Origin of the sequence: Geodermatophilus poikilotrophus (assembly GCF_900111455.1) — a bacterium.
Classification (GTDB): Bacteria; Actinomycetota; Actinomycetes; order Mycobacteriales; family Geodermatophilaceae; genus Geodermatophilus; species Geodermatophilus poikilotrophus.
In genome coordinates, this window is record NZ_FOIE01000003.1 from 263,398 (window position 1) to 289,858 (window position 26,461).

Consider the following 26,461-nt stretch of genomic DNA (forward strand, 5'->3'; position numbering starts at 1 on the left):
GCCGTGCAGTTCGACGTCGAACGGGCGACGGTCCTCGGGCGGCCGGCGCTGACAGTACGCGGCGAACTGGACATCGCGACCGCCCCGCGCCTCGCGGACGCCGTCGAGTCCCAGCTGTCCCAGCAGCCGCAGTCCCTGGTCGTCGACCTGACCGGCACGACGTTCATGGACAGCTCGGGCGCGCGGCAGCTGGCGCGCATCGCCCGCCGCGCGGCCGCCGACGGGGTCTCCCTCGAGGTGGTCTGCCCGCGTGCCAACCGGCCGGTGCGGCTGGTGGTGGACCTGCTGGACCTGCGGGCGCTGGTGCCGATCGTCGAGTCGCCCAGCCTGACCGACGACGAGGTCGGTCCGTAGGGTCGGTCGGCGATGACGCCGACCGCCACCACACCCCGACCGGACGTCCCCGGGGTCGGCGACGACGCGCTGCAGCGCTGCGCCGACGAGCCGATCGCCGTTCCCGGCGCGATCCAGCCGCACGGCGCGCTGCTGGCGGTCACCGAGCCCGACCTCGCCGTCGTCGTCTCGGCCGGCGCTGCCGACGTCCTCGGCACTCAGCCGGCGTCGCTGGCCGACGTGCTCGCCCCCGCCGACCTCGACCGGCTGCGCGCCGGCCTCGCCGGGGACCTCGCCGAGCTGGACCCGCTGCGGGTGACCGTCGCCGGCGCCGAGCTCGACCTCGTCGTCCACCGCGCCGACGGGCTGCTGGTCACCGAGTGGGAGCCGCTCGCCGGCGCCGAGCAGGCCGGCGCGTCGTGGCACCGGCGGCTGCCGCGGGTGCTGCAGCGGCTGTCGGCCGCCGGCACCCTCGAGGAGCTGACCGCCGCACTGGCCCGCGACGTCCGGGCGCTCACCGGCTTCGACCGGGTGATGGTCTACCGCTTCGACCCCGAGTGGAACGGCGAGGTGGTCGCCGAGGACCGGCGCGCGGACCTCGAGCCCTTCCTCGGCCTGCGCTACCCGGCCGGCGACATCCCCGCCCAGGCCCGCGCGCTGTACGCCACCAACTGGCTGCGGCTGATCCCCGACGCGACCTACCGGCCGGTGCCCCTGGAACCGGCCGCGAACCCGGTCACCGGCCGGCCCCTGGACCTCTCCGCCGCCGTGCTGCGCAGCGTCTCGCCGGTCCACCTGGAGTACCTGGCCAACATGGGCGTCGTCGCGTCGATGTCGGTCTCGCTCGTCGACCGCGGCCGGCTGTGGGGGCTGATCGCGTGCCACTCCTACAGCGGCCCGCACCGCCCCTCCTACGCCGACCGGGTGGCCGCGGAGTTCCTCGGCCGGACCGCCTCGCTGCTGCTCCACACCACGGTCGAGGCCGGCGACCAGGGCCGCGTGGTCGCCGTCGCCCAACGGCAGGCCGAGCTGGTGGCCGCGCTCGGCCGCACCCCGCGGGCGCCGGCCCAGGCGCTCACCGGGGGGACGCCCACGGTGCTCGACCTGCTGCCCGCCGCCGGCGCCGCCGTCCGCCTCGACGGCCGGCTGCACCTGCTGGGCAGCACCCCGCCGGCCGACCGGGTGCCCGGCCTGGTCGCTGCTCTGCTGACCCAGGGGCGATCGGCCACCGACGCGCTCGGCACCCTCCTGCCCGCGGCCGCGGACGTCGCCGACACCGCCAGCGGCCTGCTCGCCGTCGAGGTCGGCGGCCAACGCGGGGACTTCCTGGCCTGGTTCCGGCCGGAGACCCCGCGCGAGGTCACCTGGGGCGGCAACCCGCACACGCCCAAGACGGTCGAGACCGAGGCCGGGCCCCGGCTGAGCCCGCGCCGGTCGTTCACCGCCTGGCGGGAGACGGTGCGCGGAACGGCGACGCCGTGGCGCGAGCACGAGGTCGCCGCCGCGCAGGCGCTGGCCGCGCACCTGACCGAGTCGGCGCTGCAGCGGGCGACCGAGGACGACCGGCTGGCCGCGGCGCTGCAGCGGACCCTGCTGCTCGAAGCACTGCCCGAGGTCCCCGGCGTCGCGCTGGCCGCCCGGTACCGGCCCAGCGCCGCGGACGTCGTCGGCGGCGACTGGTACGACCTGGTGCCGCTGCCCAGCGGCCGGCTGGCGATCGTGCTGGGGGACGTCGCCGGACACGGCCTCGCCGCCGCCTCGGTCACCGCGCAGCTGCGGCACGCGCTGCGGGCCCACCTGCTGCGTGACCGCGGCCCGGCCGCCGCGCTGCAGGGGCTCGGCGAGGTGATCGCGGCGCTGCTGCCCGGGGAGCTGGCCACCGCGGTCGTCGCCGAGCTGGACCCCGGGACCGGGGACGTCGCCGTCGCGAACGCCGGCCACCTGCCGGTGCTGCACGCGACGGTCGACGGGGTGCGGCTGCTCGGCGAGGGACGGGGCCCGGCGCTGGGCCTGCTCGACGAGGTGGACTACGCCGAGACCCGGCTCCGGCTGGCCGGCCCCGACCGGCTGCTGCTCTACAGCGACGGGCTGGTGGAGCGCCGCGACGTCCCGCTGCCGGACCGGCTGGACGCGCTGTGCGCCGCTGCCGCGGCCGGCGGCGAGCCCGACGCGTTGCTGGACGACGTGCTCGCCGCGCTCGACCCGCCGGACACCGACGACGTCACGCTGGTCGGTCTCGGCCGCACCTGGTGAAGGACCCCTTCGCCCCCCGCCACTCGCAGGCTCGCGGCGGGACCCGGCGAGAGGGCCGTCCGAGACCTCCGGCGTCGCGCTACCGGGTGCGGCTGTCGGCCTCCAGGCGTCCCGGGACCGGCGGCTGGCGACGCACGCCGGCGTCGAACCGCTGCGTGCGGTCACCGGGGTCGTCCTCGCCGTCCGCCGCGTGTCGTCCGGCGGTGGGGAGGGTGAACTCGGCGGTCTCGTCGAGCAGGTGCTTGGCCACGATGAGGGTCCTTCCGTGCGTGGTCCCCACCGAGGCTAGGAGCTGGGCCGGGGGCGCCCGGGACGCACGGGACAGCGGTGCGGGGCTGGGACTCCTGGGGAACAAGTGCCTTCAGTCGGCGCGGCGACGGCGGCGGAACGGGGAGTCGCCGCGGCTGCGGGCGAACGCCTCGGCCACCTCCCGCGGCCAGCCGTCGTCGACCAGCAGCAGCTCCAACCGCCGGCCGAGCACCTGCTCCACGTCGCCGGCCGGCAGCTCGGAGCCGAACACCACCTCGCGCAGCGCCCACCCGCGCCCGGCGCTGTCCCCGGTCGCGACCGCCTCGGCCAGGGCCCCGACCCCGGCCACGTCCAGGCGCAGCGCCGCCCACCGCAGCGCCGGCGGCAGCGCGGAGACCGGGACGGCGTCGCCCAGCCGGGCCAGCCAGCCGGGGTCGGCGACCAGCAGGTGCCCGAGCAGCGCGCCGTGCTCGCCCGTCCACCCGCCGCCGGACCGCCACTGCGCGACCAGCGCGTCGCCCACGACCGGACGGCGGGTGGCCAGCAGCGCCAGCTCCCACGTCTCGCCGGTGAGCCCCAGCAGCGGCAGGTCCACCCCGAGCGTCAGCGCCTGCTCGACCAGCAGGCCGGCCGCCCGGTCGAGCCGGGCCACCCGGCGCCCGCGGCGCACCTCGTCGGCCAGCGCCGCGCACAGGTCCCGCTGCCCGATCCCGGCGATCTCGACGAAGAGCTCGGCCGGGCCCTCGGCGCCGTCGAACACCTCGTCCAGCAGCGCCGCCAGCACCCGGCCGCGGACCAGCTCGCCCACCGCCGGCCACCGGTCCACCGCCGCCCGCAGCCCCGCCTCGACCACGGGGCTGCCCGCGGCGACCTCCAGGGCGACGGCCGCGTTGCTCCCGCGGGCCAGCCAGCCCGGCGCGGCCGAGGACTCCAGCACGCTCGCCACCTGGTCGGCCGACAGCGCGGCAGCGTCCTGCTCGGCCCAGGCGTCGGCGAACAGCCACGCGTCGAGGCGGCGCAGGTCGGCCAGGTCGTCGGGCGCGAGCTCGGCCTTGCTCGCCGCTTCGAGCAGCGTGCGGGCGCGCTCGGTGTCGTGCGGGCCGGCCGGTGCCGGCGCCGGCGAGTCGGTGAGCTGCACGCGCACCGGCGCCGTGTCGCCGTCGTCCTCCCGCGTGCCGGCCTGCAGCGAGACGCCGGCCGTCAGCGCGCGCGGCAGGACGGCGACGAGCACCTCGGCCACCTCCCGTCCCGACGCCGTCCGCACCGGCAGCGCGCAGCTGCCCGCGCCCCGGGCGAGGGTGGCCAGCAGCCCGGCCAGCGGCGGGGTCAGCGCGTCGACCTCGTCGGGGGTGAGCGCCGGCGCGGGCCGGTCGGCGGCCGCCACCCGCAGCGGCGGCAGCTCGGGGGTCGGGGAGGAGTCCTCGGGCAGGGCGTCGAGGAACCGCCCGGCCCGGCGCAGCGCCAGCAGTTCCCGGGCGCCGAGCCGGCCGCTGGGGTCCCACAGCAGGTGCACCAGGTAGTTGCCGGGGCGGCCGAAGCCGTCGGCACGGGCGGCGACCGCGCGGTAGAGCACCCGGCCCGTGCCGCGACAGAGCACTCCGTAGGCCTCGCCGTCCGCGGGCCGGAAGCCGACCAGCGCGCCGAGCGCCTTGCGGGTCCGGCCGACCTCGGCCGGCCAGTCCGCCGAGTGCGCGTAGACGCCGAAACCCGGCCCCTCCAGCGTGCGGCTGGCCGAGGTGTAGAGCGCCTGCGGGCAGGCGCGGCCGCTCACCGCGACCACTCCCCGCGCAGGCCGGCGCCGTACTCCTGGGCGTCCCGGGACTCGGCGTCGAGGCCCTCCTCGGACAGGAAGCCGGCGCGGGCCAGCAGCACCAGCAACGGGTCGAGCACGCCGACCGGCGCGATCCGCGGGTAGCCGCCGTCGCGCGCGTCGGCACCGGTGGCCGAGACCGCGTGCACGGTGGGCCGGGGCAGCCGGTGCAGCACCGCCGTCAGCAGGTTCGACCCGCCGCTGACCTCGAGGAAGTCGACCAGCCGGGAGCTGGCGGTCCGCACGTCGGCGAACCAGTGCGCCAGCGGCATCGCGCGCAGGTCCGGGTCGCGCAGCGTCTCGGCGGGGAAGTCCGGCACGCCGCGCAGCTTGTCGGCCTTGCTCAGGACGACGGCCGTCGCGACGTCGTCCACGTGCGCGTCGGGCGGCAGGTTGCGGGCGGCGCGCAGCACGTTGGCCAGGTTGACCACCATCTGGGTGTGCCGGGCCAGGCCCATCGAGTCCTCGCCGGGGTCGGCCAGCGAGCGCAGCCGCGGGAAGACGCCGGGGGACAGGACGACGAGCAGCGAGTCCGCGGCGTAGAGGAACTTGCCGTACAGACCCATGTCCTCGCTGCGGTAGAGCTGCTCGCCCGAGGCGTCGAAGAAGACCAGGTTGACCGTGCGCTCGGCGCCGTTCCGGCCGGTGCCGCGCAGCACGAGCACGAACGGGTCGGGGGAGCTGCCCTCGCCCAGCAGCGGCAGGGTCAGCGGCAGCTGCTGGTGCTGCACCAGCAACCGGTAGCGGTGGTCGTCGAAGCGGACGGCGCTCTCCTCGTCCATCTCCACGGAGATGCCGAGCGGCGCCAGCGCCCCCTCGTGCAGCAGGTCGATGAGCACCGTCAGGTAGGTGCTCTTCGACGCGCCGGTCAGCCCGACCAGGCCGACGACGACCGTCGGCCGGTCGAGGTACTCCGGCGGCAGCCGGTGCCCGCGCGGGCAGGTCGGCACCACGTTGGCCGCGGCCGCGTATGCGGCGTCCCGGACGGTGGGCAGCGGCAGCGGGTCGGTGCGCAGCGGGTCGAGCAGCCGTTGCCAGCGGGTGCGGCGCTGCACCGGCGGCCGGGTCGGTGCACCGGTGGCGTCGCGCCACACCGGCGCGGTCAGGGGCTCCAGGCAGCGGGGGCAGACGCGGCGGCGCATCGTCAGCGGACGAACAGCGCGAAGAACACGACGGTGGTCACGGCGAGGATCGCCAGCAGCAGCCGCTGGCGCTCGCGGAACCGCTGGCGGCGCGCGTCGAGCCGCTGCTGGGCCAGCGCACGCTCGTACAACCCGGACACGGTGCTCCTCCTCGGGGGTCGGGGGCTCAGGACACCACGGCTCGACACACCACGGCTCAGAACACCGCGTGGTACAGCACGGCGAGCAGCAGCCCGGCGACGATGCCCAGCAGCGCCATCGCGGCGGCGGCCACGGCGAAGCCGCTCCACGTGTCGGCGACCGCCCGTTCCAGCCGGGCCAGCTCGTAGCGCGCCGCCTCGGTCACGGCCCCGAGGGACTGCAGGTCGCGCACCGTCGTCCGCGGGTCGGGGATCTGCGAGGTCTCGCCGAGCCAGCGGGTGCGCTGCTCCACCTGGCGGGCCAGCTGGGCCACGGTCGGGCGGCGCTCGGGGTTGAACCGCAGCGCCTTCTCCACGCTGTCGAGCAGATTGGCCGGCACCCGGGTGAGGTCGAGCCGGCCGGCCCGCAGCGCCAGGTAGTAGTCGGAGTCGGGCATCGTGTCGTCGGGGTCGACGGGGTGCACCGCGCCGGCGGCGAAGGCGATGACCATGCCCCAGCTGTAGACGTCGCTGGCCTCGGTGAGCACCGCCCCGGCCAGCTGCTCGGGGCTGGCGAACAGCTTGGTGCCCAGCGCCGCCATCCCGGTGGTCGCGGTGCCCGACGGCGGCTCGGGGCCGATGTAGCGGCTGATCCCGAAGTCGACCAGCCACACGTCGTCCCCGGCGATGATGATGTTGCCCGGCTTCACGTCCCGGTGGACGACGCCGGCGGCGTGCACGTCGCGCAGCGCGCGCAGCAGGCCGATGGCGATCCGGCGCAGCTCCTCGGCGTTGAGCCCGCCCGCGCGGTGCGCCATGAACTCGTCCAGCGGCGTCCCGGGGACGTAGTCCTGCACGTAGTAGGGCGCCCCGGCCTCGAGGTCCTGGTCGACGATCGCGGCGACCCGGGAGCTCTTCACCCGGGCGGCGTTCTCGACCTCGCGGGCCAGCCGCTTGCGGGCCAGGTCCGGCGCCCCCTCGGGCAGCCGCTTGATCACGACCAGTGCGCCGTCGGCCCCGGCCGAGCCGACGAACACGTCGGCGCCCTGCCCACCGCGGGGCAGCCGGCACAGCAGGTCGTAGGGACCGATGCGGTCCGGGTCGCCGGGTTCGAGCAGGCCGATCTGGCGGGTCCCGGCCAGGTCGGCGACCGCTCCGGCGGAGTTCAGCGCCTCGTCCACGCGGTACGGCCTCCCATCGACGGCAGTCGGGCCGAGGCTAGGTCCCCTACCTGGCAGCGAGGTGGGAGTCGGCCGCCCGTCCATCCATCCGGTCCCACCAGGGTGCCCGCACCCCCGTGGCGGCGACCATCCGGGACCTCCCCCATTTCGACCCGGGCGTCGGCAGCGGGACGGGTTGCATGCACTTCCCAGTCATCGCTGTTGAGCAGGAGTCGTGGCCGTGTCCGTGACCATCCGCAACGTCCCCGAGGAGACCCGGGACGTGCTGGCCGCCCGGGCTGCCCGGGCGGGTCAGTCGCTCCAGGACTACCTGCGCGGACAGCTGACGGCGCTCGCCCGGCGACCGGATCCCGATGAGCTGTGGGATCGGGTCGCCGAGCGGGTCCGGGCGACCGGCACCCGGTTGCCGGCGGACGCGATCCTCGAGGCGAGGGACGCCGACCGGTCGTGACCCCGGTCGTCGACGCGTCCGTCGTGGTCGCCGCCCTCGTCGACGACGGGAGCGACGGGGGATGGGCGCGGCGTTGCTCCGGGGCGAGGACCTGACCGCACCGACCCACATGCAGATCGAGGCATCGAACGTCCCTTGTCGAGGAGCTCGCCGTCCCCCTGGTGACGCTGGACCGGCGCCTCGCCCGGGCCAGCGGCCCGACCTGCCCGTTCCTGCTGCCGGACTGAAGGACCTCGTCCGCCTACAGCAGGGCAGGTGCGGTCAGCAGCCCGGACTCCTGCCGGGTGAGCTGCCCGGCGTCCAGCGCGCGGGTCAGCGCGGCCTGCAGCAGCGGGGTGAGGGACGGCGTCCGGCGGCGGTAGCCGAAGACCTCGGCGGTGCGCACGAACAGCTCGTCCTCGGCCAGCTCCCCGGTGGCGCGGCACAGCGCGACCATCGCGTTGCCGACCTCCTCGGGCGCGACGTGCTCCAGCGGCCGGTCGGCGCCGGCCGCCTGGCGGCGGAAGCCGGTCCAGGCGGCCCGGTCCAGCGACGAGGGCCACACGAAGTCGCCGTCGACCACGCCGTCGGGGAGCAGTTGCAGCAGCGCGTCGCGGCGGCCCTCGCTGACCCGCGAGAGCCCGAAGGCGCCGGCCGCGATGCGCACCAGCCGGTCGCGGTGCACCGGGCCCTCGGCCTTGAGGCCGGCGGTGAGCACCCGTCGGACGGTGCGGGCGGCCCGCGGGTCGTCGAGCGAGTCCAGCGCCTTGCGCTCCAGACCGCCCTTCGGCGTCCACGGCGCGAAGGGGGTCTCGCCGTCCAGCTGCGGAGCCGTGGGCCTCCGCGGCGCCCGCCGGACCGGCCGGGCGGCCGGTGCGGCCGCCGGCTCCTCGACGGCGGTCTCCGCGGAGGACGCCACCACGGGCTCGGGGACGGTCTCCACGACCGCCGGCGGCGCGGCGCGCAGCGGCAGGATCGCGCGGACCTCGGGCGCCGGCGGCTCGGCGGGCGCGGGCAGCGGCGGCACCTCCGCCGTCGGCTCCCGGTCCTCCTCGACCGCGGGCGCCGGAGCGGCCGGCGCCGGCGCGGTCGCGGGCACCGCCGCCACCGCGGCGACCAGCCGGTCGAGCACCGCCTCGCGGTCACGCAGCCAGGTCGGCAGCCAGACCCGCTCGACGGCGGGCCAGCCGAGCATCCCCGACAGCACCTCGACCGGCAGGCCGTCGCGGTCGCCGACGGTGCGCCGCCGGGCCCACGCCGGCCCGTCGAGGAGCACGGCCAGGACCGGCTCGTCCGGGGTCCCGGCGCGCGCCACCGACAGGTCGACGCGGAACTCCGAGAGGCCGACGTCGGTGCGCACGCTCAGCCCCCGGTCGCGCAGCGCCGCGGCGATCTCCTCTCGGTGCCGGTCCGGGACGGCGACCGGCCGGGCGTCGCGCGGCAGCGCGTCGGTGCCCAGCGCGGCCAGGTCGAGGTAGGCGCGCAGGTGCTTCACGCCGACCGACGAGGTCTGCTCGGCGCGCAGCTGCGCGGGGTCGAAGGAGGAGAAGACGACGACCTGCCGCCGGGCGCGGGTCACCGCGACGTTGAGCCGCCGCTCGCCGCCGACCCGGTTCAGCGGGCCGAAGTTCAGCGGCAGCACGCCGCGGTCGTCGACGCTGAACCCGGTGGAGAACAGCACGACGTCGCGCTCGTCGCCCTGCACGTTCTCCAGGTTCTTGACGAACAACCCCTCGCCGTCGGTGCGGTCCAGCGCCTCGACCAGCCGCTCGTCGCCGGCATCGCGCAGCAGGCCCTCGATGTAGGTCCGCTGCTGGGCGTTGAAGGTGACCACGCCGATCGAGGGCAGGGCCTCCGGGGAGGCGTCGAAGCGGCGGCGCACCTCCGCGACGACGGCCTTGGCCTCCATCGGGTTGGTGCGCAGCAGCCGCCCGGCGCCGGTGCGGTGGAAGGTGCCGTCGACCCGCACCAGGGAGATGCCGCGGCCGCCGACGTCCGCCGAGGGCCGGCCGTGGGTGGGCGCGGGGAACGAGGACAGCCGGTTGTCGTAGTAGTTGGCGTTGCTGAACGCGATGAGCGACTCGTCCTGGCTGCGGTAGTGCCAGGACAGCCACTGCCGCGGCACGCGGGCCTGCACGCACTCGGAGAGGATCGACTCCTCGTCCTCCACCCCGGTGCCCAGCAGCTCCACGGCGTCGTCCTCGGCCATGCCGTAGGTCGGCTCGGCGAAGGACGTCGGCGGCATCTGCCGGCTGTCCCCGACCACGACGGCGGCCATGGCGCGACCGAGCGCGCCGACCGCGTCGGCCACCCGGATCTGCGAGGCCTCGTCGAAGACGACCAGGTCGAACAGGCCGGCCTCGGCCGGGAAGAAGCGGGCCACCGAGTCGGGGCTGACCAGCACGCACGGCAGCACGGTGGTGACCAGCCGGCCGTACCGGGCCAGCAGCGCGCGCACGCCCAGCCCGCGGCGGGCCTTGGCCAGCTCCCGCTGCAGGGCGCCGACCTCCTCGTCGGCGGCGACGGACGGCCGGGCGGCGAGCACGGCGGCCGGCAGCGCCGACCGCAGGTGCGCGCGCACCGCCCGGGACGCGGCGGTGAACCGGGTGATCGCCCGCTCGTGCGCGTCGGCGTCGAAGTCGTCGAGCCCCGAGGCGTCGCGGCGCTCGGCGACCGAGGCCCGGGCCAGCCCCCGCTCGAAGGCGCGGACGGCGTCCTCGGCGGGCAGCTCGCCGGTGACCAGCAGCGCCCGGGCCTCGTGCAGCCCGGCGGCGCGCAGCGGCTCGAGGGTGTCGACGAGGTCGGCCCACCGGCGCAGCGACATCAGCCCGGTGTGCTCGACACCGCGCTCGGGCCGGGTCATCTGCCAGCGCAGCACCAGGCCGTCGTCCCCGGCCCACTCGGCCAGCCGCCGCGGGTTGCTGCGGCACACGCGCAGCAGCGCGGTGACCGCGTCGCGCAGCCGGGCGACGGCGGCGCCGGCGACGGGGTCGGGGCCCTCGCCCTGCACGACCCAGCGGCGCAGGGCGACGGCGAACTCGCTGGCGCTGTCGGTGGCGCGGCCGGCCCGCTCCAACCACTCGACCTGGCCGACCAGCAGCTCGGGCTCGGCCAGCGGGTTCCACCGAGGCGGCACGACCAGCCCCGGGATCACCGAGGCGCGGGCGACGATGCCCTGGGCGGCGGTCTGCAGCCGCCACAGCTGCGCGACCAGCTCGGGCACGTCGCCGAGCTTGACCGGGACGCCCGGCCGCAGCACCGGCCGCAGCTGGTCGCGGACGGCCTTCAGCCCGGCCCGGCGGGCCAGGAACCGGCCGGCCTGCGCGGTCTGCGCGGCGACGTACAGGTCGGCCAGGGGGAGTTCCAGGGCCGCCGGCGTGGCCAGCTCCAGGCCCGGGTGGACGGCGCTGCTGAACGCGGCGACCTCGCCGAGCACGGTCGTCGTCGCCACGTTCCAGCGCTCGGTCGGCACCTCGTCGAGGACGTCGAGGGTCGTCGCCGGGCCGCAGAGCAGGTGGGCGAGCGCGTCGAGGTCCGCGGGCGTGCGGACCTCGCGCAGCGCGCGGGCCAGGTGCGGCTCGCTAGGCAGGTCGCGGACCGCCTGGTCGACGGCGGCCGCGGTCTGCTGCGCGGCCAGCAGGTCCACCCGGGCGGTGTCGACGAAGGCCCAGGCGTGGCGCGGCGAGGGGCGCACCATGTCCGCGATGTCGGGCAGCAGCGCCAGCGCGCGGCGCACCGCGGTCAGCGTCTCCGGGGACGCGGCGGCGACGAACGCGGGGGAGACCGGCAGCGTCGGGTCGCCGTCGCGCACCGCCAGCACCGCCGTCCGCGCCGTGTAGTACGACAGCCCGGCGGCGTTCTCGGCGTGCAGCCGGTCGGCGTAGCGGGCCAGGGTGCGGCGGGCCGAGCGGAGGTCGTCGGAGTCGGCGTCCGTCCCCTGGTCCGCGGAGCCCTCGGCGTCGACGGCGACCGCGTGTTCCAGCGCGGCCTGCACCTGGGCGCGCACCACCGAGGCCTTGGCGCCCCTGTCGTGCAGGTCGAGGGCGAACGGGCCCATGCCGACGGCCTCGAGCCGCCGCGCGACGACGTCCAGGGCCGCGCGCTTCTCCGCGACGAACAGCACCCGCTTGCCGTCGGCGACCGCGCGGGTGAGCAGGTTGGTGATGGTCTGCGACTTGCCGGTGCCGGGCGGGCCCTCGAGCACGAAGGTGCGACCGGCGGCGGCCTCGGCGACCGCGCGCAGCTGGGAGGCGTCGGCGGGCACCGGGCACGCCGCGGCCAGCTCGTCGAGGTCGGTGGCGCCGGCGGTGTCGAGGGCCGGGTCGTAGAAGGCCTCGGTCGGCCGGTGCACGAGGTGGTGCACCAGCGGGCTGGCGGTCAGGTCGGCCCAGTGCTCGTCGAGGTCCTTCCAGAGCCGGTACTTGGCGAACTGGAGGACGGCGAGGTCGGCGGTCGGCTCGACGCGGTGGGGGAGGCCGGCGTCGGCCAGCGCCTGGCGCACCGCCTGGAGGGCCCGGTCGAGGTCGATGCCGGCGCCGTCGTCCGTGGGGTCGGTCAGCCCGGGGACGGACAGGCCGTGCACCTGGCGCAGTTTCTCCAGCAGGCAGTGGTTCGGCGTGCTGGACCCGGTGTCGTCGAGGGCCAGCCGGTAGACGCCGTTGCGGCTGGTCGGGGTCAGCGTGACCGGCACGAGCACCAGCGGGGAGCGCAGCGGCCGGCCGTCGAGCTCCCACACCAGGCTGCCCAGGGCCAGGTACAGGTTGTTGGCGCCGGTCTCCTCGCGCACGGTCTTCGCCCGGTAGGCGAGGTTGCGCAGCCGCGGCAGGTAGCCGCCCTCGCTGACCTCGGCGTGCACCGCCCGGCGCTCGACGAGCAGCTCGGCGAGCTGCGCGGCCGGCAGGTCGCGGGCCGAGGACAGCCCGCGCTCGCGCTGCACGGCGGCGATGCGGTCGCTGGGCAGCAGCTGGACGGCGGTGCCGCTGTGCAGCAGGTCCTCGAGCGCGGCCAGCTGCGTCGCGGGGACGGTCAGCGGCAGGCCGGCACGCTCGCTGTAGTTGATGAGCCGGTTGCGCAGCGAGAGGTCCAGCAGGCTGTTCTTCCACTGCTGCACGCGCGCGGGGATCTCCGGGCGGCCGGGCTGGTCCCCCCGTTCGCCCGGCGCCGCCGCCCGCTCGACCGGGCGCGCGGCGACGCTGTGCACTGCCGGGCGGTACTCGAACACCTGCACCGCGCCGTCCCGGCCGCGGGTGCGGGCCGGCAGCGGCACGATGCCGTCGCGGCGGGACCGGTGGACGTCGGTGACGCCGAGGACCCGGTCGAGGTCGCCGGCGCCCGCCAGCCAGGCGCTGTAGGCCGCGCCGTGCAGGTCGGCGTCGGCGGAGTTCCGGCTGGTCAGCAGCGTGGTCTCCACGAGCCGGACCAGGCCGAGGTCGACCAGGTTGACCAGCGGTGCGACGTCGGTGGTGGCGACGCTCTCGGCGCTGCGCTCCTCGCGCCAGTAGCCCAGGAACGCGTGGCCCTCGGCCACCCACAGCAGCGGCCGGATGCCGGCCTGCTCCAGGGCGGCGGCCAGCGTGACCACGGTGTCCAGGCAGGTGCCGACCCGCCCGTCGAGGACGTCGCCGGGGGTGCGCACCTTCTGCCCGACGTCGGCCCAGGAGGCCGGGGGCTCGGTGTAGCGGATGGCGCGGCGGCGCATCGCCTCGGTGAGCGCCGCGACGATCTCGTCGACCCGCTCCGGGCCGGACTGGTAGCCCTGCACCGACCCGCTCCCGGTGCGCTGTTCGAGCAGGTCGGCGGCCTCGCCGATGAGCGTGGTCACCGTCGGGTGGTTGGGCAGGACGTGCGCGGCGAGCATCTCCAGCGCCAGCGGCACGGGTGCGGCCAGCCACTGGTTGGCCGCGAGCACCTGCACCGGGACAGCGGTGCCGCCGACGTCCTGGCCGTCGACCAGCAGGTCGATCTCGATCGAGCCGGGCCGCTGCTCCTCGATCTGCAGCATCGCGGCGGGGTCCATGACCAGGCCGACGTCGTTGAGCACCGTGGTCTGGCCCGCGTCGAGGTCGACGAGCAGCTCGACCGGCGTGCCGATCGGGCCCTCGGCGTCGCGCACGCCGAGCCGCACGGTCGCCCCACGCACGGCGCCGCCGTGGTTGGTGAACGCCAGCCGGGAGACAACGGGGACGCGGTTGTGCGCCAGCGCGTAGCTGAGCACCGGCGTCGAGGTCACCTGGATCGCCACGGCCGGCCGGCTGCTCGGGTCGACGCTCCGGACCTGCGTGGTGCTCATGGCGTCCTGTCTACCGGTCCGGACGGACCGGTCCCTCAGGCCGCCGAGGCGTCTGGGACGGGTGCGACGGGTGGGGCGGGACTGACTCCGGATCCGGCCAGGGGCACCTGCGGAGGGTCACGACGCCGCGGCCGGGCGCCGATGAGGGCCGGCCCGCCCGCGGTTGCGACCGGGCGGCGCCGTGCCCCAGGTTGCTGGCATGGCAGATGTGCAGCGCCGGGAGTCGGGACTGGTCGTCGAGGAGCGCGGGCACGTCCGGGTGCTCACCCTGGACCGGCCGGAGCGCCGGAACGCGCTGTCCTCCGCGCTGCAGGCCGACCTGGTCGAGGAGCTGCTGCGCTGCGCCGAGGACGGGAACGTCCGCGCGGTCGTCCTGGCCGCCAACGGGCCGGCCTTCTGCGCCGGCTTCGACCTCACGGAGATCCGCGAGCAGGACCTCCGCGACGAGCGCTTCCGCCCGCCGATGAACCGGCCCACCCGGGCCCTCTTCGAGGTGGTCACCGAGACGCCGGTGCCGATCGTGGCGGCGATCGCCGGCGCCGCGGTCGCCGGCGGCTTCGAGCTGGCCCTGGCCTGCGACCTCCGCGTCGCCGCGCCGGGGGTCCCCATGGGGCTGCCCGAGGCGAAGATCGGCATGGGCGCCAACTTCGGCTCCGTGGTCCTGCCCAAGCGCATCCCGATGGGCATCGCCCTGGAGCTGCTCTACACCGGCGAGTACGTGACCAGCGAGGTCGCCGAGCGGTGGGGGCTGGTCAACCGCCTCGTGCCGGCGGAGGACGTGCTGCCCACAGCACTCGGGCTCGCCGGGACGATCGCCGCCAACGCACCGGTCTCGGTCCGCCGCATGAAGGAGACCGCGGTCAAGGCCCTCGAGCTGCCGCTGTGGCAGGCGCTGCGCCTGGACGTCGGGCCGAACCCGTACCTGTCCGAGGACCGCAAGGAGGGCATCGCCGCCCGGCTGGAGAAGCGTCCGCCGCGGTGGACCGGGCGCTGATCCGGCGCTGCGCTGCCGCGCGGCACGGGTGGGCGGCGGGGTGTCCGCCGGGAGGCTCGTGCTCTGCCCACCCTGGTGGGCAGAGCACGAGTGCCACGGGGGACGTGGTTGCCGGCTGCCTCGGGCGCTGCTCCTCACGGGGGAGGGCACGAGACATCGTCCGGGGCAGGGCACGAGGCGCAGAGGGGGACGGGATGCCGAGGACCAGTGCGGGGCTGCTGCTCTACCGGCGGCACCCCGAGCGCGGAGTGGAGGTGCTGGTCGGGCACATGGGCGGCCCCTTCTGGGCGCGCAAGGACGCCGGCGCCTGGTCGATCCCCAAGGGCGAGCACGGCCCCGACGAGGAGCCGCGGGACGTCGCGCTGCGCGAGTTCGCCGAGGAGATGGGCACCCCGGCGCCCGACACCGTGCTCGTCCCGCTGGGCGCGGTCCGGCAGTCGGGCGGCAAGCGGCTCACCGCCTGGGCCGCGGAGGGGGACTTCGACGCGGCGGCCGCGGTGAGCAACACGTTCACCCTCGAGTGGCCGCCGCGCTCGGGCCGCCTGCGGGAGTTCCCCGAGATCGACCGCGCCGCCTGGATGCCGCTCGACGAGGCGCGGGAGAAGCTGGTTCCGGGCCAGGTGCCGCTCCTGGACCGCCTGCTGGACCTGCTGCGCTGAGTAGTCGGCAACGGTCCTGCGACAGCTCGTCCCACCTGCCCCACACCGCGCCGCGGGAGGTCCGCACCTGGCAGGGTGCCGACGAGTGGAGTCGCCGGACTTCCCGGGAGCGAGGAGGACGCCCGTGTCGGCGTGTGTGAAGTGCGGCGCGGCCCGTCAGCAGGGCCGGTTCTGCGTCGGCTGCGGCGCGGCGGTCCCGCCGTCCTCCTCGCCGCGGCCGCGGTCGGCGCTGGCCGACGAGCTGACCCAGCCGGTGCTGCGGCTGGAGCGCCCCGGCAAGCCCGCCGTCCCCGCGCGCTGAGTGCCGGCCGCCCGGGCCGCCGCAGAGCGGCCCGGGCGGGGGCGACACGTCGACACGTCGACACGTGGACACGTCGGCTCGTGGACACGCGTGATGCGGTTCACAGCTAGCGATGCGCTTGCAGGAGTTAGCGGAGGGCTGCATCGGGCACTCTCCAGACGTCAGGTCATCCCCGATCTTTGGAGTTCCCCCCGCTATGACCGACAACGCCAAGATCATCAACCAGCTCCGCGCCCTCGTGCTGCTGACCCAGACCGAGGAGCAGGTCGCTCGCACCCGCATCTCGCAGGCCCGCACCGAGGCCGTGCGCCGGGAGCTGACCCAGAACGCCGACAACGCCGCCGAGCGGACCCAGGCCATCACCGACCAGCTGCGCGCCATCGGTGGCGTCCCGGACGTCGTGACCCCGGCCGTGGGCCGCCTCTCCGCCGTCCTCAAGGCCGGCTTCGAGCAGGCCGAGCCGCTCGAGGAGGCCCTGCTGCAGGACCTCAACCTGGAGCACCAGCTGCTCGACCGCGCCACCTACCTCAAGGTGCTCGCCGAGCAGGCCGAGCTGCCGAAGGTCCGCCAGCTCGCCGAGCGGCTGATCACCGCGCACAAGGCCACCGTCGAGTGGCTGACCGTCGTCCTCGCCGAGGAGGCCATGGGCGGCCCGGCCGCGCTGCAGGCCACCGCGCTGCAGCGGGTCGCCGGCACCGCCGCCCGCGCCGCCAACGCCCCGGTCCGCTTCTGGGCCAACCGGGTCAACGAGGTCGTCGAGTCGGTGCACCAGCGCCGCGAGCAGGCCGGCGAGCGGCTGAACGAGGCGACCGACAAGGCCTCCTCCTTCACCGACGCCGTCCGCGAGACGCTGACGGTCGGCCGCAGCGCCGCGCTGCGCCGGGCCGAGCGGATCGCCCGTCGCGAGGGCAACAAGGACGCCGCCAACGCCGCCAAGGCCGCCCGTGAGGAGCTCGGCGACGTCAGCGCCGACGAGCTGCCGATCAAGGGCTACGACTCGCTGTCGACCCAGGACGCCATCAAGGCGGTCAAGGAGCTCAAGAGCGCGCACGACGTCCGGGTGATCATCCGCTACGAGGAGACCCACAAGAACCGGACGAGCGTCGTCAACGCCACCCAGACCCAGCTGGCCGCGCTGGCCAAGGAGGCCGTGGGCGTCGACAGCTGACGTCGCACACCCCCTCGCGAGGGCCCGTTCCCACCCGGGGGCGGGCCCTCGCGCTGTCCGGGTGAGCCCACGACGTGCACGGGTGGGCGCGGTCGGTCGGGGCTCGCTGGATCGGGGAGATCTCGGTCGCACCGCGTTTGACCCGCGGAGCGCGTCGGGGATGGGATGCCGCATGAGCATCACGCCCGACGCCCTCGAGCAGGAGTTCTCCCTGACGACGGCCGTCACCCGCCTGGACTTCCTGGCCCGGCGGGACAGCGGGGAGACCACGCTGAACACCGCGGAGGACGTCGACGCCGACGACTGGACCTCGTTCCGGTCGGCCACCACGTCGCTCGACGTCCCCGAGTCGCTGGAACTGCTCGCGCTCGGTGAGGTCGTCGCGCGCAAGGCCCGGGACAGCCAGCTGACCGGGTTCCGCGCCGCCCTGCGCGGCGGTGCCTCCTGGCAGCAGATCGCCGAGGCGCTCGGCGTCCCGCCCGAGGAGGCGTGGACGCGCTTCCACCAGCTCATCGAGCGCCACGAGCGCGCCCGCGTGCTCGACAGCGACGCGGCCGCGGCCGCCCGCGAGCTCGCCGGCACCCGCCCGAGCTGACAGCGGACCCGCTGCCCCCTGCCTCTCGGAGCGGGGCCTTGCGAGAGGGCCGTCCTCGCAGGCACTCGGCGCGCACGCACCGGTTCCGCTGCGGCGGCCGATCCGCTGCACTGGCCCTGCCGGCGTCGTCCGCGGCAGCCGCCACGGGGTGCCGGCGCGCGAGTGCCCGAGCAACCGTCGAGGAGGAACGCGATGAGCGCAGCCACGGAGACCGGCGACGTCACCGGCACCAAGGACAAGGACTACAACCTCATCTGGTTCACCGAGCAGTGCCTGAGCAATGCGCTGCGGCTGGAGACCTACGTCCAGGACGCCGAACGGGACGGTGACAACGAGCTCGCCGACCTGTTCCGCAAGGCGCAGAGCGACAGCCGCAAGGGCGCCGAGCAGGGCAAGGCGCTGCTGCGCTCGCGCATGAGCGGCTGAGCTGCCGCGATGGGGGCCGGGGCCGGACGTCGTCCGACCCCGGCCCCTCTCGTCCGTGCCGGTGACCGGAACGCCCGGCCAGGGCGCCGATCAGCCGCCCTGCAGGTGCCGGACGACGGCCTCGAGCTCCTCGGACGGGGAGAAGTCGACGTACTCGCAGTCGGTCAGCGCCTCCGGCGCGTGGCCGGCCGCCCAGTAGAACGCCTGCCCCGCCTCGTGGGTGGTGACCCCGTCCTTGCCGTGCATCGCGAGGCGGCCGCTGATCATGTAGCCCCAGTGCGGGCAGGGGCAGAGGTCGCCCGGGAGCCCGGCGAGGCCCGGCCGGAGGTCGGTCCCGGCGGGCAGGCGCACCCAGGCGACGCTCATGCCCCCGACGCGCTCGGTCCGGAACTCGACCCCGTCGCCCTCGATCGCCACGGGTAGGTCGGTGCGCGCGATGGTTTGCACGACTCCTCCTCCAGCCGTCACGGCCGGATGTTCTGGTTGAGACGGAACAGGTTGCCCGGGTCCCAGGCCCGCTTGACCTCGCGCAGCCGCTCGTAGTTCGCGCCGTAGTTCTCGGCGACCTTGGCCGCGTCGTCGGCCGAGGCGAAGTTCGTGTAGCCCCCGGCCTGGGAGTGCGGCGCGATCGCGGCGTAGTAGTCCCGCACCCAGCGGGTGTTCGCCTCGTTGTCGGCCGGGTCGGGCCACATCCCGGCGATCACCGTCGCGAAGTCGGCATCCCGGTGGCCGAAGGCGGTCGCGTCGGGCGCCACGTCGTGCACCGCCCCGTTGATCGGGTAGATGTGCACCGTCGAGTTGACCACCGGTAGGCGGGCGCCGTGCTCGACGTGCGCGGCGATCGCCTCGTCGGTGAGTTCGGTGACGAAGGCGGCCTTCCAGTAGTGCTGCAGGCCCGGTGGCACCAGCGGGTCGAAGGCGCTGTTGAGCGCCGGGTAGGGCATCGGCCCGACGTGCTCGGCCACCGGCGCCGCCACCTCGCGCAGACCGGCGATGATCCGCTCGCCCTCCTCCGCGGGGCCGTTGTAGCAGGAGACCACCGCTACGAACGGCTCACCGACCCGGGCCTCCGGCACGAACGGCAGCGGCGGGGCGATCTGCAACGCCGGGAAGCCGCCGTACTCGCGCGGCGCGTCACGGATGAACTCGCGGAAGAACGTCAGCACCGCGGGTGCGTCGGCCAGCTCGAAGAACACCGGCCCGCCGTAGATCTGGTCCACCGGCTGCAGCCGGTAGGTGAAGCGGGTGACGACGCCGAAGTTGCCCCCGCCGCCGCGCAGCGCCCAGAACAGGTCCGCGTTCTCGTCCTCGTCGGCGGTCACCACCCGGCCGTCGGCGGTCACCACCTCGGCGGCGACCAGGTTGTCGCAGGACAGGCCCGCGCCGCGGGACAGGTAGCCGATGCCGCCACCGAGGGTCAGCCCGCCGACGCCGGTGGTCGAGATGATCCCACCGGTCGTGGCCAGCCCGGAGGCGGCGGTCGCGTCGTTGAACCGGCCCCACGTCGTCCCGCCGCCCGCGGACGCCGTCCGGGCGGCCGGGTCGACGTCCACCGCCTGCATCGCCGACAGGTCCACGACGACGGCGTCGTCCGCGGTGCCGAAGCCCGGCACGGAGTGCCCGCCGCCACGGACGGCGACCGCGCGGCCGGTCTCCGTCGCGTACCGGACCGCGGCCACCACGTCGTCGGTGCCCGCGCACCGGATGATCAGGTGCGGCCGGGCGTCGATCATGGCGTTGTAGACGTGCCGCGCGTCCTCGTAGTCCGGGTCCCCGGGCCGGATGACCTGGCCCCGGATGCGGTCGGCGAGCGTGCCTGGCAGCTGCGTGGTCATGGCCCCTCCAGCGGTCGTCCGGAACGGTGGACGACGCCGGCGGGGGCGCGGGGTCCGGCCGGCAGCGGGCGGCCGTCGGCCCGGGGGGCTGCGGCTGACGCTGCGGGCCCGGCGCAGCCCCCGTCGTCGCCGGCCGGGGCCGACCGTAGTGAGGCCGCACCCGCGCCGACAGGGACCATCGACCGTGGTCCGGGCGGATCAGCGGTGCAGCAGCGCGAAGGTCGCCACGGCGTGCGCCACCGCCTCGCCGTCCTGCTCGACGTCGGCCTCGCAGACGGTGAGGTGCTTGCCGCGGGTGCGGACCCGGCCGGTCACGACGAGCGGTCCGGGGGTGCCCGGGCGCAGGTAGGTCACGGTGAGCTGGCTGGTGGCCGGCACCTCGCCCTCCCCGGTGGTGGTGCGCACCGCCTGGCCCATGGCGGTGTCCACCAGCGTGGCGAGCACGCCGCCGTGCAGCGTGCCCGCCGGGTTCAGGTGCTCCTCGCGCACCTCGAAGGCGATCCGCGCGCCGCCGTCGTCGGCGTCCTCCACCTGGGCGCCGATCCGCTGTGCGAAGCCCCCGGGGCCCGTCTGCTCGCTCATGTCGCGGCGCTACCCGCGGGGACGCCGTCCGACGCACCGGCCGGGTCGTGCCGGAGGCTCCGGCCGCTTAGCGTCGGGGCGTCACCGCCGGCCGGCGCCGGCGCCGTCCGGAGGGAGCAGGCGTGACCGCACCGCAGGAGACGCTGGACCGGTGGGCCGACGGCGAGCGGCTGTTCGCCACGGCGCTCGGCCGGCTCACCGACGAGGAGTTCGACCGGCCCTCGCTGTGCCCGGGGTGGGACCGGCGGCACGTGGTGGCCCACGTCGTCCGCAACGCCGACGCGCTGGGCAACCTGCTGACCTGGGCGCGCACCGGCGAGGAGACGCCGATGTACCCCTCGCGGGAGGCCCGGGAGGCCGGCATCACCGAGACCGCCGCGCTGGAGGCGGCGCGGTTGCGCACCGAGCACGTCGCCGCGGCCGCCCGGTTCGCCGACGCCGTGCGCGGGCTCCCCGGGGCGGCGTGGTCGGCGACGGTGCGCACCATGCAGGGCCGGGAGGTGCCCGCCTCGGAGGTGCCGTGGATGCGCTGCGTCGAGGTGGTCGTGCACGCCGTCGACCTCGACGCCGGTGTGGGTTTCGCCGACGTCGCCGAGGAGGTCCAGGCGGCGATCTGCGAGCAGGTCCTCGGCGCGTGGGCGCGGCGCGGCGAGACACCGGACGTCGTCGTCTTCGCCGGCGACCGGGAGTGGGGGAGCGGCGCGGTGGCCGTCTCCGGGCCGCTGCCGGCGGTCACCGGCTGGCTCACCGGGCGCAGCCGGGGGGAGGAGCTGACGGCGGACGGCGACCTGCCGGAGCTGCCGCGCTGGCTCTGACGGGCCGTTTCCCGGAAGATCCCCCGACCGTGTCGATCCGGGTCGTGCCCGTTCGACGTGGAGGTGGGGGACGGTGGACCGCCGGCCGACCGGGCCGCGACCGCCCCCACCCGAGGAGGGACCCGAGATGCGTTTCATGGTGATCGTCAAGGCCGACCAGGACACCGAGAACGGCGCGATGCCGACCGAGCAGGAGCTCGCCGAGATGGGCGCCTACAACGAGGAGCTGGTCCGGGCCGGCGTCATGCTCGCCGGAGAGGGCCTGCACCCCAGCTCCCGCGGCTTCCGGGTCCGCTACGACGCCGACGGCGGGAGCACCGTGGTCGACGGCCCGTTCGCCGAGACCAAGGAGCTGATCGCCGGCTTCTGGATCCTCCAGGTCAGCTCGCGCGAGGAGGTCGAGCAGTGGGTGCGGCGGGCGCCGTTCCGCGGGAGCGAGGTCGAGGTCCGGCAGGTCTTCGAGACCGACGACTTCGGCGACGCGATGACCCCCGAGCTGCGCGAGCAGGAGGACCGGATGCGGGCCACCGTCGAGCAGCAGCACGGCTCCTGACGGCGGGCGGGCGGCGGTGAGCAGCGGGACGACGCACCGGGTCGTCGAGGCCGTGTGGCGGATCGAGTCCGCCAAGCTCGTCGCCGCCCTCGCCCGGGTCACCGGGGACGTCGGCCTGGCCGAGGAGCTGGCCCAGGACGCGCTGGTGGCGGCGCTGGAGCGGTGGCCGGAGACGGGCGTCCCCGACAAGCCGGCGGCCTGGCTGATGGCCACCGCCAAGCACCGGGCGGTCGACGTCTTCCGGCGCGCCGAGCGGCTGGAGCGCAAGACCGCCCTGCTGGGCCGCGAGCTGGTCGAGGCCGAGGAGCCCGACTGGGCCGCGGCGCTGGACGAGGTGGTCGAGGACGACCTGCTCCGGCTGGTGTTCACCGCCTGCCACCCGGTGCTCTCCCGCGAGGCCCGGGTGGCGCTGACCCTCCGGCTGCTCGGCGGGCTGACCACCGCCGAGATCGCCCGCGCCTTCCTCGTCCCGGAGTCGACCGTCGCCCAGCGGATCGTCCGCGCCAAGCGCACCCTCGCCGCGGCGCAGGTGCCCTTCGAGCTGCCCACCGCCGCCGACCTCCCGGGCCGGCTCGCCTCCGTGCTCGAGGTCGTCTACCTGGTCTTCAACGAGGGCTACGCGGCGACCGCCGGCCGGGACTGGACCCGGCCGGAGCTGTGCTCGGAGGCGCTGCGCCTCGGCCGAGTCCTCGCCGAGCTGACGCCGCGGGAGCCGGAGGTGCACGGCCTGGTTGCCCTGATGGAGCTGCAGGCCTCCCGGATCCGGGCCCGCACCGGTCCGGACGGCGCCCCGGTCCTGCTGCTCGACCAGGACCGCGCCCGCTGGGACCACGTCCTCGTCGGCCGCGGGCTGGCCGCGCTGCGCCGGGCCGAGGAGACCGGCGCGGGCCTCGGGCCCTACGGGCTGCAGGCCGCGATCGCCGCCTGCCACGCCCGCGCGCGCACGGCGGAGGAGACCGACTGGCTGCGCATCGCCGCCCTCTACGAGGCACTGGCCGAGCTCGCGCCGTCCCCGGTCGTCGAGCTCAACCGCGCGGTCGCCGTCTCCCGGGCCTACGGCCCGGCCGCCGGCCTGGCGATCGTCGACGCGCTGACCGCCGTCCCCGCGTTGCGCGGCTACCACCTGCTGCCCGCCGCCCGCGGTGACCTGCTGCTGCAGCTCGGCCGGACGGCGGAGGCGCGGGCGGAGTTCGAGCAGGCCGCCGGCCTCACCCGCAACGAGCGCGAGCGCACCCTGCTGCTCGACCGTGCGGCCGGGTGCCTGCCCGGGTGAGGATCGAGGAGTCGCTGCAGTCGGTCTGACGGCAGGCGGCCCGCTCCGGTGGGTGGTTGCCCGCCCACGGGTGGTTACCGGACCTCGCGGTCTCGTACAGTGACGGTGTCCGGCGTCACGGGGGCGCCGGACACCCTCACGTCGCAGCCGATCGTCCGGTTGCCCGGCGCGGTCGGCCGGGTACCGGGGGCGGGCTCGCCCGCCCCCTAGCCTCCGGAGTGGTCCGTGGACCCGACCGACCCGCCCGTGCCCGAACTGCAGACCATGCCGCTGGGCCTCTACGACGTGGTGCAGTTCGCCATCCTCGGCGCGGGCTTCGCGCTGCTGGCCTACTTCCTGTACTCGCTGACCAGCCGCGACGAGGTGTCGGCCCGGTACCGGCCCTCGTCGTACGCCGCCCTCTGCCTGGCCGCGGTCGCGACGGTGGCCTACCTGCTCCTCTACCTCGACTGGGACAGCGGCTTCCGGCTCGAGGACGGCGTGTACGTGCCGAACGAGGAGGCGCGGACCACGGAGGGCACCCGCTACATCGACTGGTCGATCACGGTGCCGCTGCTGACCGTCGAGCTGCTGGCCGTCTGCTCGGTCACCGGGGCCGCGGCACGCCGGCTGCGCTCCAGCACCATGGCCGCGGCCTTCCTGATGATCGTCACCGGCTACCTGGGCGCGCAGGTGCTCGACCAGGGGCGCGACCGGCTCGCCCTGGTCGTGTGGGGGCTGATCAGCACCGCGTTCTTCGCCTACCTGTACGTGGCGCTCATCGGCGCGGTGCGCCGGTCGCTGCCGACGATGGGTCCCGAGGCAGCCGTGAGCCTCCGGAACGCCACGATCGTGCTGCTCAGCAGCTTCGGCGTCTACCCGCTGGTCTACGCGGTCCCCGTCTTCGCCGACGTCACCCCCGCGTGGTTCACCGCCATGCAGGTCGGCTACTCCGCGGCCGACGTCGTGGCCAAGATCGGCTTCGGGGTCCTCGTGCACAAGGTCGCCAAGCTGCGCACCGCCGAGGACGTCGTGGCCGGGGTCGACACGCACCCCGAACCGGTGTGGTCGAGCAACGCGCACAAGAGCGACGGCGTGCTGCCCGAGGTCGGGCGGATCGCCCCGGCCCTGCTCGACCGGCTCGGCACCTCCCGGGGACCCGAGCTCCTCCGCCGGCCCGACGCGGCTCCGAGCGCAGCCGGCCGCCGCCGCGAGGACACCTGACGGAGGACCTGCTGCCACCGTAGAAGGACCCCGTTCTCCCCACCCCTCGCAAGCTCGGGGCGGTGCCCGGGACGGGGCCGCGGCGGCACCGAGCAGGAGGCCGACACAGGTGCCCCAGGCGGCGGAGCCCTCAGGGGAGCCGGGCCAGCAGCGCCCGGGCGAACGACTCGGCCGCCGGGTCGACCGGTCCGTGCGCCGCGGCCCGCAGCCAGCCCGCCAGCGGCGCGGCCAGTGCGGGGGACAGCGCCGCGATCCACGCACCGGTCCCCGCCCGCGCCTCGGCCACGTGCTCGGTGTCGCCGTCCGGGGAGTGCGCGACCACCTCGGGACGGGTCGCCAGCAGACCCCCGGCCCGCCAGTCGCCGGGCGTCGTCCGGGCGGCGAGGGCCTCCAGCCGGTCGGCCGCCGTCCGCAGCAGGAGAAGGACCCCGTCCTCCTCACCGCTCGCAGGCTCGCGGCGAGCCTCTGGACGGGGCCGCCACGGTGAGGCAGGCGGGTCCCCGGCCGTCGGCTCGCGACGCATCGGGACGTGCGGGATGCCGTCCTCGACGTAGCCGGGGCCGCTGCGGCGGAACCGGAACCGCTCGTACCAGCCCTCCAGGTGCGCCTGCGCGCCCAGCGTGATCGGGACGCCGTCGCACAGCGCGATCCCGGCCTCGATCAGCCGGGCCGCCAGTCCCTGGCCGCGGTGCCCGGCCGCGGTCGCGACCCGGCCGATGGCGCGGGTGCCGCCGTCGTCGAGCACGCGGATCGTGGCGGCGGCGCCGCCCTCGCCGTCCTCGAACCACAGGTGCACCGTGGCCGGCTCGAGGTCCCGGCCGTCCAGCTCCGGGTAGGCGCACCGCTGCTCGGCGACGAAGACGTCGACCCGCAGCCGGCACAGCCCGTAGACCTCGGTGCCGGTGAGCTCGGCGAAGCGGGCCGTGCGCATGCGGAGCGGTGCAGCGGTCATGCGGGAGTTGTAGCCGATCGGTCCTGTCCGCCCCGCCGCGACCCGTGGTACACCTTCAAGTCAGGTGTGCCTAACCTGTCTTCCGGAGGACGCCGCCTCACGGGGCGGTCCCGCCGGGCACGGGGTCCGGCGATCCGTCGGCGAGGAGGCCCACGTGCTCGGAGGAACCAGGCTCGGGCGGAGCACCGCCGCCGCGCTCACCGCCCTGGTGGCGGCCGGGGCGCTCGCCGGCTGCGGCGGGGACGACGCGGAGGCCGCGGAGACGCTGACGGTCTACAGCGCCCAGCACGAGAGCCTGGTGCGCACGATGCTCGAGGGCTTCACCGAGGAGACCGGCATCGCGCTGGAGTTCCGCGACGCCAACGACGCCGAGCTGGCCAACCAGATCGTGCAGGAGGGCGAGGCCAGCCCGGCCGACGTCTTCCTCACCGAGAACAGCCCGTCGATCGACGTCCTCGACCGCGAGGGCCTGCTGGCCCCGCTGGACCCGGCCACGCTGGACCAGGTCGGCGAGCAGTTCCGGCCCTCCTCGGGCAACTGGACCGGCTTCGCCGCCCGCTCCACCGTGCTGGTCCACAACCCCGCGCAGCTGCCCGCCGACCAGCTGCCGGCGTCGATCCTCGACCTCGCGAACCCGGAGTGGCAGGGCCGGATCGGCATCGCCGCGGGCGGCGCGGACTTCCAGGCGATCGTCGCCGGGGTCCTGGCGCTGCGCGGCGAGGAGGCGACCCGGGCCTGGCTGGAGGGCCTGCAGCGCAACGCCAACGTGTACCCGAGCAACAGCGCGGTGATGGTCGCCGCCGACGAGGGCGAGATCGACGCCGGCGTCATGTACCACTACTACTTCTACCGGGACCGCGCCGAGAACGGCCTGAAGAGCGACGACGCCGAGCTGCACTTCTTCCGCAACTCCGACCCGGGCGCCTTCCTCAGCATCTCCGGCGCCGGTGTCCTGGCCTCGTCCGACCAGCCCGAGCAGGCCCAGCGGCTGGTCGCCTACCTGACCTCGCCGCCGGCGCAGCAGCGGCTGGCCGAGAGCACGGCGCTGGAGTACGCCGTCGGCAACGACGTCCCCTCCGCGGAGGCGCTGCCGCCGCTGGCGGAGCTGCAGGCGCCGCAGGTCGACCCGGGCTCCCTCGACCAGCAGCGGGTCACCGAGCTGATGCAGGACGTGGGGCTGCTCTGAGCGCTCCCGCGTCGCCGGCCGCCGCGCCTGGGACGGCGGTCCGGCCGGCCGTCCCGGGGCGGTCGCGCACGCGCCGGACCCCGCTGACGCTCCTGCTCGCGGCGGCGGTCGCG

24 protein-coding genes are annotated in these 26,461 nt (G+C 75.9%); 14 read left to right on the forward strand and 10 right to left on the reverse strand.

Going from position 1 to position 26,461, the window contains the following annotated elements; translation table 11 throughout:
• Positions 1-3: 3 nt before the first annotated feature.
• The gene (locus BMW27_RS08735; protein WP_091442411.1) at positions 4-354 is read left to right on the forward strand and encodes an STAS domain-containing protein; all 351 of its coding nucleotides are present in this window, start codon (positions 4-6) and stop codon (positions 352-354) included.
• 12 nt (positions 355-366) lie between these two features.
• Complete coding sequence (locus BMW27_RS08740) at positions 367-2,586, forward strand: SpoIIE family protein phosphatase (RefSeq protein ID WP_091442414.1); 2,220 nt, start codon at positions 367-369, stop codon at positions 2,584-2,586.
• A 79-nt stretch (positions 2,587-2,665) separates the two neighbouring features.
• Here BMW27_RS08740 and BMW27_RS23325 read toward each other — a convergent pair whose 3' ends face one another.
• The 5 genes from BMW27_RS23325 to BMW27_RS08755 all read right to left on the reverse strand — a co-directional run bounded on the left by BMW27_RS23325 (position 2,666) and on the right by BMW27_RS08755 (position 7,087).
• Entirely contained in the window at positions 2,666-2,836 is a 171-nt protein-coding gene (locus tag BMW27_RS23325) for a hypothetical protein (RefSeq protein ID WP_175486435.1), read from the reverse strand.
• 111 nt (positions 2,837-2,947) lie between these two features.
• Complete coding sequence (locus BMW27_RS08745) at positions 2,948-4,606, reverse strand: GAP1-N2 domain-containing protein (RefSeq protein ID WP_139206860.1); 1,659 nt, start codon at positions 4,604-4,606, stop codon at positions 2,948-2,950.
• Positions 4,603-5,787: a TRAFAC clade GTPase domain-containing protein gene (locus BMW27_RS08750; RefSeq protein WP_091442418.1), complete on the reverse strand. Its 1,185-nt coding sequence runs from the start codon at positions 5,785-5,787 to the stop codon at positions 4,603-4,605. The genes BMW27_RS08745 and BMW27_RS08750 overlap by 4 nt, the downstream gene beginning before the upstream one ends.
• A gap of 2 nt (positions 5,788-5,789) precedes the next feature.
• Positions 5,790-5,927 (reverse strand): hypothetical protein, encoded by a 138-nt coding sequence (locus tag BMW27_RS23330; RefSeq protein WP_012949678.1) that lies wholly within the window; start codon positions 5,925-5,927, stop codon positions 5,790-5,792.
• Between the two features lie 56 nt (positions 5,928-5,983).
• Complete coding sequence (locus BMW27_RS08755; protein ID WP_175486436.1) at positions 5,984-7,087, reverse strand: serine/threonine-protein kinase; 1,104 nt, start codon at positions 7,085-7,087, stop codon at positions 5,984-5,986.
• Positions 7,088-7,307: 220 nt separating this feature from the next.
• Here BMW27_RS08755 and BMW27_RS08760 point away from each other — a divergent pair, with 220 nt between their 5' ends.
• Positions 7,308-7,538: a FitA-like ribbon-helix-helix domain-containing protein gene (locus tag BMW27_RS08760; RefSeq protein WP_245743400.1), complete on the forward strand. Its 231-nt coding sequence runs from the start codon at positions 7,308-7,310 to the stop codon at positions 7,536-7,538.
• A gap of 241 nt (positions 7,539-7,779) precedes the next feature.
• Here the strand turns inward: BMW27_RS08760 and BMW27_RS08765 are convergent, their stop codons facing one another.
• Positions 7,780-13,806: a DUF4011 domain-containing protein gene (locus BMW27_RS08765; protein ID WP_091442430.1), complete on the reverse strand. Its 6,027-nt coding sequence runs from the start codon at positions 13,804-13,806 to the stop codon at positions 7,780-7,782.
• A gap of 199 nt (positions 13,807-14,005) precedes the next feature.
• On the opposite strand from BMW27_RS08765, the gene BMW27_RS08770 reads away from it, so the two are divergent.
• From BMW27_RS08770 to BMW27_RS08790, 6 genes are all read left to right on the forward strand, one after another.
• Positions 14,006-14,800 (forward strand): enoyl-CoA hydratase/isomerase family protein, encoded by a 795-nt coding sequence (locus BMW27_RS08770; protein WP_091442433.1) that lies wholly within the window; start codon positions 14,006-14,008, stop codon positions 14,798-14,800.
• Positions 14,801-14,994: 194 nt separating this feature from the next.
• Positions 14,995-15,459, forward strand: a complete 465-nt coding sequence (locus BMW27_RS08775; RefSeq protein ID WP_091442436.1) for an NUDIX hydrolase — start codon at positions 14,995-14,997, stop codon at positions 15,457-15,459.
• A gap of 124 nt (positions 15,460-15,583) precedes the next feature.
• Positions 15,584-15,760: a hypothetical protein gene (locus tag BMW27_RS23335; RefSeq protein ID WP_175486437.1), complete on the forward strand. Its 177-nt coding sequence runs from the start codon at positions 15,584-15,586 to the stop codon at positions 15,758-15,760.
• Between the two features lie 196 nt (positions 15,761-15,956).
• Complete coding sequence (locus BMW27_RS08780; protein ID WP_091442439.1) at positions 15,957-16,928, forward strand: hypothetical protein; 972 nt, start codon at positions 15,957-15,959, stop codon at positions 16,926-16,928.
• A gap of 172 nt (positions 16,929-17,100) precedes the next feature.
• Positions 17,101-17,523, forward strand: a complete 423-nt coding sequence (locus tag BMW27_RS08785) for an SANT/Myb-like DNA-binding domain-containing protein (RefSeq protein WP_091442442.1) — start codon at positions 17,101-17,103, stop codon at positions 17,521-17,523.
• Positions 17,524-17,715: 192 nt separating this feature from the next.
• Positions 17,716-17,949: a hypothetical protein gene (locus tag BMW27_RS08790; RefSeq protein ID WP_012949668.1), complete on the forward strand. Its 234-nt coding sequence runs from the start codon at positions 17,716-17,718 to the stop codon at positions 17,947-17,949.
• A gap of 90 nt (positions 17,950-18,039) precedes the next feature.
• On the opposite strand, the gene BMW27_RS08795 is transcribed toward BMW27_RS08790, so the two are convergent.
• From BMW27_RS08795 to BMW27_RS08805, 3 genes are all read right to left on the reverse strand, one after another.
• Positions 18,040-18,396 carry a cupin domain-containing protein gene (locus tag BMW27_RS08795; protein WP_091442445.1) on the reverse strand — a complete coding sequence of 119 codons (357 nt, stop codon included), beginning with the start codon at positions 18,394-18,396 and terminating at the stop codon, positions 18,040-18,042.
• A gap of 17 nt (positions 18,397-18,413) precedes the next feature.
• On the reverse strand, positions 18,414-19,784 hold the full coding sequence (locus BMW27_RS08800; protein WP_091442449.1) for an FAD-binding oxidoreductase: 1,371 nt from the start codon (positions 19,782-19,784) through the stop codon (positions 18,414-18,416).
• 198 nt (positions 19,785-19,982) lie between these two features.
• Positions 19,983-20,366 (reverse strand): PaaI family thioesterase, encoded by a 384-nt coding sequence (locus tag BMW27_RS08805; protein ID WP_091442452.1) that lies wholly within the window; start codon positions 20,364-20,366, stop codon positions 19,983-19,985.
• Positions 20,367-20,488: 122 nt separating this feature from the next.
• Between BMW27_RS08805 and BMW27_RS08810 the strand changes: the two genes are divergently transcribed.
• The 4 genes from BMW27_RS08810 (at position 20,489) to BMW27_RS08825 (ending at position 24,210) form a co-directional block, all read left to right on the forward strand.
• A complete protein-coding gene (locus BMW27_RS08810) occupies positions 20,489-21,181 on the forward strand; it encodes a maleylpyruvate isomerase family mycothiol-dependent enzyme (RefSeq protein ID WP_217638089.1) in 693 nt (230 codons plus the stop codon).
• Between the two features lie 127 nt (positions 21,182-21,308).
• Positions 21,309-21,734: a YciI family protein gene (locus tag BMW27_RS08815; protein ID WP_091442455.1), complete on the forward strand. Its 426-nt coding sequence runs from the start codon at positions 21,309-21,311 to the stop codon at positions 21,732-21,734.
• Positions 21,735-21,750: 16 nt separating this feature from the next.
• Complete coding sequence (locus tag BMW27_RS08820) at positions 21,751-23,007, forward strand: RNA polymerase sigma factor (protein ID WP_091442460.1); 1,257 nt, start codon at positions 21,751-21,753, stop codon at positions 23,005-23,007.
• A gap of 225 nt (positions 23,008-23,232) precedes the next feature.
• Positions 23,233-24,210 (forward strand): bacteriorhodopsin, encoded by a 978-nt coding sequence (locus BMW27_RS08825; RefSeq protein WP_217638090.1) that lies wholly within the window; start codon positions 23,233-23,235, stop codon positions 24,208-24,210.
• Positions 24,211-24,340: 130 nt separating this feature from the next.
• On the opposite strand, the gene BMW27_RS23945 is transcribed toward BMW27_RS08825, so the two are convergent.
• Positions 24,341-25,162 (reverse strand): GNAT family N-acetyltransferase, encoded by an 822-nt coding sequence (locus BMW27_RS23945; protein ID WP_245743401.1) that lies wholly within the window; start codon positions 25,160-25,162, stop codon positions 24,341-24,343.
• A 154-nt stretch (positions 25,163-25,316) separates the two neighbouring features.
• Between BMW27_RS23945 and BMW27_RS08840 the strand changes: the two genes are divergently transcribed.
• Positions 25,317-26,348 carry an iron ABC transporter substrate-binding protein gene (locus BMW27_RS08840; RefSeq protein ID WP_091442464.1) on the forward strand — a complete coding sequence of 344 codons (1,032 nt, stop codon included), beginning with the start codon at positions 25,317-25,319 and terminating at the stop codon, positions 26,346-26,348.
• Positions 26,349-26,461 lie beyond the last annotated feature (113 nt).